This window comes from Pseudoalteromonas nanhaiensis (assembly GCF_051235485.1).
Classification (GTDB): domain Bacteria; phylum Pseudomonadota; class Gammaproteobacteria; order Enterobacterales; family Alteromonadaceae; genus Pseudoalteromonas; species Pseudoalteromonas lipolytica_C.
Map to the genome: position 1 here is coordinate 1 of NZ_JBPNYQ010000055.1, position 1,337 is coordinate 1,337.

Sequence of the window (1,337 nt, forward strand, 5' to 3'; positions counted from 1 at the left end):
AACCACAGAGATGTATGGACTCCCCTCCCACAGGGGGGTAACGTAATAAGCGACAAAACTTTTACAAAAGGAGTCCATACATGGTGAATCTTAACGTTATTGCGATTGATTTAGCAAAAAATAATTATCAAGTTTGTAAAATAGGTAAAGAGCGACAAGTTATATACAACAAAGAAGTATCTAGACAAAAACTACTTCAGTTATTGGTATCAGAAAAACAATCATTAGTAGCAATGGAATCATGTGGTGGTACGCATTATTGGGCAAGAAAAGCGAAAGAGGCTGGCCATATAGTTAAACCTATGTCTGCACGCGTCGTAAAAGCATTTAGACAAGGCCAAAAAACAGATGCGAATGATGCTTTGGCTATTGGTATTGCAGCTCAGCAACCAACGGTTAAGCCGAGTAGATTATTAAGTGTAAATGAGCAGTGCTTACAATCCATATCAGCAATGAGAGAGCATTTTGTAAAACAAAAAGTGGCCTTGGGGAACCTACAGCGAGGCTGTTTGTTGGAACTTGGCATCCCTATAGCCAAGTCTGATAGTAAGTTAATAGATGCAGTGGAAAGTTTGCTCGAGGATACAAGTTTTAATGTACCGATGGCATTTAGAGCATCTCTAAAAATAGTAAATGAACAATTCAAAAGAGTTGTTAAAGAAATTATAGCGCTAGAAAAGCTAATTGAAGAAGAAATCAAAAATGATGAAGTATGCGAGCGGCTGTCAAAATTGGAAGGCGTTGGACCAGTAGGTTCAATGATGTTGAAAGTTTACTTTAGTTGTATAGAGCACTTTAAAAATGGACGAGAAGCGTCTGCCTGTGCAGGATTAACGCCTGTGCAGCATAGCTCTGGTGGTAAAGAAAAAATTGGCTCAATTTCAAAAAAATCAGCAAACAAGAAGTTACGTAGCACGTTATATCAAGGTGCACTAGCGGTTGTTTCAAATGTTATAAAAAGAGCAAGTCGCACAGAAAAGGATGAATGGCTTAAAAAGTTGATTGCAAGACGCGGTAAGAAAGTGGCAGCAATAGCATTGGCGAATAAAACAATCAGAACTGCATTTGCCATGCTAAAGAAAAACGAATGTTATCAGCCAAAGTTGTTAACGGCTTAAATTATTGTCAATAAAGAGCGTTTAAAACCAGGGTAAGACTGACCTTTAAGAGACTGTTCCGTGTTCAGGTAGAAAATACCGTCACAGAGAAAAGTCATAAAGGGGCGAATACATTAAAGTGACCAGGGGTAGCTCCCCAAATAGAGTCCGTATATAAGCCAGCATCTAATCTTTATTTAATAAATACTCCGTTGACAAAAAACGGGGAGTCCATATAAG

Annotated in this window: 1 protein-coding gene; it reads left to right on the forward strand. The window is 38.4% G+C overall.

The genetic code is table 11. From position 1 onward, the window contains the following. The first annotated feature begins 80 nt into the window (after positions 1 to 80). Positions 81 to 1,118 (forward strand): IS110 family RNA-guided transposase, encoded by a 1,038-nt coding sequence (locus ACSFVZ_RS20415; RefSeq protein WP_235404649.1) that lies wholly within the window; start codon positions 81 to 83, stop codon positions 1,116 to 1,118. Positions 1,119 to 1,337: the final 219 nt, after the last annotated feature.